Source organism: Paenibacillus agaridevorans (assembly GCF_003112455.1).
In the GTDB taxonomy this organism is placed as follows: Bacteria; Bacillota; Bacilli; order Paenibacillales; family Paenibacillaceae; genus Pristimantibacillus; species Pristimantibacillus agaridevorans.
Genome location: NZ_BDQX01000171.1, coordinates 442,540 through 448,134, shown reverse-complemented (window position 1 = coordinate 448,134; position 5,595 = coordinate 442,540). Strand labels below are relative to the sequence as shown.

Annotated in this window: 4 protein-coding genes; 3 read left to right on the top strand and 1 reads right to left on the bottom strand. The window is 55.0% G+C overall.

The annotated features are described in order from the left end of the window. Both PAT3040_RS16925 and glpX read left to right on the top strand, forming a co-directional pair. Positions 1 to 2,077 (top strand): hemoblobin-interacting domain-containing protein (locus PAT3040_RS16925; RefSeq protein ID WP_181376668.1); only part of this gene is annotated, 2,077 nt, incomplete at its 5' end. A gap of 637 nt (positions 2,078 to 2,714) precedes the next feature. Continuing rightward, positions 2,715 to 3,686, top strand: coding sequence for a class II fructose-bisphosphatase (gene glpX / locus PAT3040_RS16920; protein ID WP_108993646.1), 972 nt, complete (start codon positions 2,715 to 2,717; stop codon positions 3,684 to 3,686). Between the two features lie 195 nt (positions 3,687 to 3,881). On the opposite strand, the gene PAT3040_RS16915 is transcribed toward glpX, so the two are convergent. Beyond that, positions 3,882 to 4,421 (bottom strand): phosphatidylglycerophosphatase A family protein, encoded by a 540-nt coding sequence (locus PAT3040_RS16915; protein ID WP_087566564.1) that lies wholly within the window; start codon positions 4,419 to 4,421, stop codon positions 3,882 to 3,884. A 131-nt stretch (positions 4,422 to 4,552) separates the two neighbouring features. On the opposite strand from PAT3040_RS16915, the gene PAT3040_RS16910 reads away from it, so the two are divergent. Beyond that, positions 4,553 to 5,595: GerMN domain-containing protein (locus tag PAT3040_RS16910; protein WP_108993645.1), on the top strand; the 1,043-nt coding region annotated here is incomplete at its 3' end.

The window sequence follows — 5,595 nt, the reverse complement described above, 5'->3', positions numbered from 1 at the left end:
ATTCAGCGTGCTGCTCGGCACGGAACGGGCAACGATTGCCGTAGCGGAGTTCGATATGCCGGCCGGCGTGTCGGACGCGGAGGCGGAGCTTGACATTGCGCTTGGCGGCTCTTCGGTTGACGTTTACCTGGACAATGTGACCCTGATTCGCACGTCGAACCGAAATGTAGATTTCTCGGGAGTTGATCTGTATCCCGTGCGCAACGGCGACTTCCATTTCGGTCTGAGCGGTTGGGAGCCGTTTGTCCAGGGCGGTGCGGCGACATTCGAGAACGTGGGGGGCGAGGCACGTATTAACGTGACGAACGTCGGCTCAGCCGGTTGGAACATTATGTTGAATCAGTCGAATCTGAAGCTGGAAGGCGGCCTGACCTACGTCTTGTCCTTCGAGGCTTTCGCGAGCGTAGCCCGCGACATCGAGGTATCGCTGGAGAACGCGGGTTATGTCAGGCGGTTCTTCTCTGGAGCGCTTGCGTTGACGGGGGAGAAACGGCGCTTCGAATTCGTCTTCAGAATGCCGATGGACGAAATTTTGGCGCTCAAAATCATGACCGGCAAGACGGCTAACAGCCCGGCCGGAGCGCACTCCGTTACGATCGACAACGTCAAGCTAGCCGTGCAATACGCGCCGCTTCTGCAGCCCTCGACCGTCATGCCGGACGAATCGGATAATCGCATCGGCGAAGCCGTTGCGCTGCTTCATTCTCCATCGGTTGGTTGGGCGGAAGCGCTGACGCAGGTCGCGGTGAACGGGATGGCGCTGGACGCCGGTTTGTACGAGAAGGGCGACGGCGAGATCGTCATCGCGGCGGAAGTTTTTGCGGAAGAGGGACTTTACGATATCGTGCTGAAGTCGACGGGATATGCGGATGTCGCGGTACGTCAGCAGATGCTGGCCGGCGACGGCAACCTTGTCCTGAACGGCAGTATGTCGCAAGGGCTAGCGAATTGGGAAGTGTGGGAAGGCGAAGGCGGGGATTCTACGGTTACAGCGGAGAACGACGCGGCCAAGGCCGTTATCCATTGGCACGGGGGGATGCATCCCGCCTGGAACGTGCCGATAGGGTGGTCGACGCAGTTCACCCAATCCGGCATCAGGCTGGAGGCCGGCAAGACGTATGAGCTCAGCTTCAACGCGTGGTCGACGGAAAGCAGGCCTATTGTTACGGAACTTGGCGGTTACAACAATAACCAGTCGGTGACATATGCTTTGACGACGAATTCGGACGACGTTCACAAGACAACGCTGCGTCCTTCGTCCAATGTGAACCTGTCGCTGAAATTTCTTCTTGGCAATGTCGTGAGCGGGGCGTTAACGACGCCGGACGAGGAACATACCGTCTTTATCGACAACGTTGCGATCAAAGAAGTGAAGGCTCCCCCGGTCCTTGCCGCCGACTCGGTTGACAATAAGCTGGGTCAGACCATCGCGTTGACCTTCGACGATGACGCGGAGTGGCGCGCGGCGGTAGCTCGCGTGCTTGTAAACGGCGCGGCGGCTTCGCCCGCGCAGGTGACGATGGAAGCAGGCGTCATCACGCTTGCTGCGGAGCTATTCCCTGCTATCGCGACTTATTCCATCGCGATCGAGGCGCCGGGCTATGGCGTTGCATCGGTGCAGCAAAAGATGCTGACGGCAGCGCCTAATGTGGCGCTCCCTCGTGCTGGCGGCGCCAGCGCGTCTAGCGAAAACGGCGCTGCCGGGGCCGCTTCTCGCGCGTTCGACGGCAACGCCGGCACGCGTTGGGAGTCCGTCACCGGAGCGGACCCGCAGTGGCTCGCCATCGATCTTGGCGGCGTTTATGCGCTGGACGGCATTACGCTCCAATGGGAGGGAGCTTACGCCAAGGCATACAAGCTGCAGGCATCAACCGCCGTCGTTCCGGGCGAGGGAGATTGGGTCGATCTGTTCAGCGAGGCAAACGGCAACGGAGGACTGGACGAAATCGCGCTTGGCGGAGAAGAGGCAAGGCATATCCGGATGTACGGCACCGTTCGCGGCACGCCTTGGGGATATTCGCTATGGGAGCTTGAGGTGTACGGCTCGCTTGTAAGCGAAGGGGACGGCTCGTTCTGACTTGGAAACGTGCCTACTGGAACATTCCAGGTGCGGACGAAGGCTGCAGGGAGTGGTCCCAGTGCAGACAGCAACAAATAGTGAATGGAGAAAAGGGTTCTTACCACATGGTAAGGGCTCTTTTTTGTTTTTCGGAAAAGTGTGCCTAACTGTAAGAGTAGATCGATTTGGTCGACTTAAATTAGAAAAAGTGTGCGTAACGGGAGGAGTAGATCGATGTGACTTAAATACGGATAAGTGTGCCTATCGGAAAGAATAGATCGGTGTGACCGACTTAAATTCGGAAAAGTGTGCCTAACGGTAAGAGTAGATCGATGTGACCGACTTAAATTCGGAAAAGTGTGCCTAACCGGAAGAATAGATCGGTGTGACCGACTTAAATTCGGAAAAGTGTGCCTAACGGAAAGAGTAGATCGGTGTGACCGACTTAAATTAGGAAAAGTGAGCCTAACGGGAAGAGTAGATCGATGTGACCGACTTAAACACGGACCTAAAATAAAAATGATGATTTAATGAAGATTCCACCCTTATATATTGCGTCATAATTAAATATATGATACATATTAAATAATGAAAATGAGTGCTAATAGATGAATGCAACCAAAAAAAGAGATGAACCTACGAGGAGAGAGCGAGTATGGAGAGAGAGCTTGCGCTAGAAATTGTGAGAGTTACGGAGCTGGCGGCATTGGCTTCGGCGCCATGGATGGGCCGTGGAGACAAAAACGGAGCAGACGGAGCCGCAACCTCCGCAATGAGAGCGATGTTCGATTCGGTGTCGATAAGGGGAACGGTCGTCATTGGCGAAGGCGAGATGGATGAGGCGCCCATGCTATACATTGGCGAAGAGGTGGGCAGCTTGAACGGTCCCGAGGTCGACGTCGCAGTGGATCCGTTGGAAGGGACCGAGATCGTCGCCAAAGGGCTGAATAACGCATTGTCCGTCATTGCAGTCGCGGGCAAAGGTCAATTGCTGCATGCGCCGGATATGTATATGGAGAAGTTGGCTTACGGGCCTGCTTTGGTCGGCAAGCTCAGCATAACGGATCCCCTGGAGGAGACTCTGTCCAAAGCGGCGGAAGCACTGAACAAAAAGGTGTCTGATCTGACGGTGATGATTCTCGACCGTACCCGTCATGAGGCGAACATCAAAGTGCTAAGGAAGGTTGGCGTTCGCATCAAATTTTTATCCGATGGGGACGTAGCAGGGGCTATGGCGCCGGCTTTTCCGGAGGCGGGAATTGATTTGTACGTGGGATCGGGCGGTGCGCCGGAAGGGGTGCTCGCGGCTGCTGCGCTGAAATGTCTAGGAGGCGAATTGCAGGGGAGATTGATGCCCGCCGACGCGGCGGAATACGACCGCTGCATCGCGATGGGCATTGCTGAGCCTTACAAGGTGCTGACGATGGAAGATATGGTCGGAACGGAGGATGTTATTTTCGCGGCTACGGGGGTCACCCCGGGCGAATTTCTTGGCGGCGTCCGATATTTCCCGGATGAACGGGCGGAGACCCATTCCATCGTCATGCGCGCCAAAACAAAAACGGTTCGTTTCGTGCGCTCCATTCACTATTTGCCCAACAAGACATTCCTCCAGACAGCGCGTTGAATGTTGTATTGGCGACGAGTGGTAACCTCGTTAGCGAATCGGAATAATTTTCTCCTACTTGGAGTAGAAGCACATATGTCTTACGCAAAAGAGGGCAGTCCTCAAAGTCTCCGTTGGATGACTTTGGGGATTGCCCTCTATTTGCTCAAGACTATATGCCGACCATCCCGGCTTACAGCCGCTATCCGCGCGCTACTAGTCCAGCGGAGGCGTCGTCACGCCCTCGCGTTCCGCCTGCTTGCGGTGAGCGATGCGGCTGGCCGCGGACGCCGCGATGGCACCGACGATATCGTCCAGGAAAGTGTGGATCTCGCCTTCCGTCTTGCTGTTAAGCCTAACGAGGATGCCCGGTTTCACTTTGTCGATGAAGCCGAAGTTCGTAAACCCGATGCTGCCATACACGTTGACGATCGATAAGGCCAATATTTCATCGCAGCCGTACAAGCCCTCGTCATGTTGAATCATCTCCTGCAATGGGGGCAGCAGCTTGCCCTCCTCCGCCAGCATATCAAGCTGAATGCCGGTCAGAACGGCGTTCTGCACCTCGCGCTTCGACAACACGGCATCTACATGAATCATACATTCGTCCAGCGTCAGCTCAGGGAAATAATCCTTCTGCAGGAAATGCACGAGCTCGGCAATTTCCATTTTGGTGACTCCGCGTTTCTCCAGCCATTCTTCTGTGGCTTCAGCCACCTTTTTACTATTTAAGCTATATTTTGCGGGATTGCTCATCTTCTTTGTTCCCCCTCATGATTTTGTGGACAAAACTGGTCTAAAACAGGGAAGGGCTCGTATACATAGTACTACAAATAAGGAGTTGTACAAAGCCGACAGGCAATATTCATTGGGGAGGAATTGTAATCATGGTTCAAAAAAGATGGATTCGCCATACCGCATTAACCGCCGTACTCGTATTGCCGGTCATTACGGCAGGCTGCGGACTGTTCTCGCAGCAAACAAGCAAGTCGATCGATCCGCCACCGTCACAGGTGGAAACGACGGAAAACAACGACCCTACCGGACAGGCTCCGGTGGACGGGCAAGCGGGGGGCTCCAGCCTGACCGTGTATTTGCAAGATCGAAACGGTTACTTGGCGCCAATCTCGATTCCGATCGCTTACGGAGCCGAAGAGATGCCGGGACAGAAGGCGCTGGAGCTGATGGTGGATGGTGGCACATACGCGTCTACGCTGCCGGAGGACTTCCGCGCGCTGATACCGCAAGGCACACAGATTTTGAGCTACAACTACGATAAGGAGCGTCAGATCGCCCAAGTCGACTTCTCCGAGCCGTTTATTAGCTACAACGCGGCGGACGAGCGTGACATTATCGAATCCATCACTTGGACGCTGACCGCCATGAGCGGTATTAAAGGCGTAGAACTGTCCGTGCAAGGCGAACCGTTGACAGAAATGCCAGTAGCGGGATTCCCGATTAATGGCGAGCTTACCCGTGCAATCGGCATTAACATCGAGCTGGCGGACGGCGTCGCCATTACGAACTCTTCGCCTGTGACGCTGTACTTCTCGGCCGATACGATGAACGACGAACAATATTACGTGCCGATCACTCGCTTGATCTCCCGAGCAGATTCGCCGGCATTGGCGGCTATGGATGAGCTCATTGCGGGGCCGCTGAACAAAAAGGCGTTAAACAGCGTTATTTTGCCGGATGTGGAAGTAGCGAGCATCGAAGAGAAGGACGGCATTGTCTTTGTAGACCTGGAAGACGCCGTTTATGAATCGGGTCATCAATTGCCGGCGGAAATGCTGCAAGCAGTCGTGCTTTCCTTGACGGAGACGACGGGAGAAGCCGAAGTCCAGATCCGCATCAATGGCGAGTCCAATCTGGTGGACACCAACAACAACGATTACAGCAAGCCGGTCGGCCGGCCGCATCATGTGAA

Bases quoted from the DNA above. Each gene is read 5' to 3' on its own strand.
- glpX (WP_108993646.1), top strand. From the start codon at position 2,715: ATGGAGAGAGAGCTTGCGCTAGAAATTGTGAGAGTTACGGAGCTGGCG.
- PAT3040_RS16915 (WP_087566564.1), bottom strand. From the start codon at position 4,421: ATGAGCAATCCCGCAAAATATAGCTTAAATAGTAAAAAGGTGGCTGAA.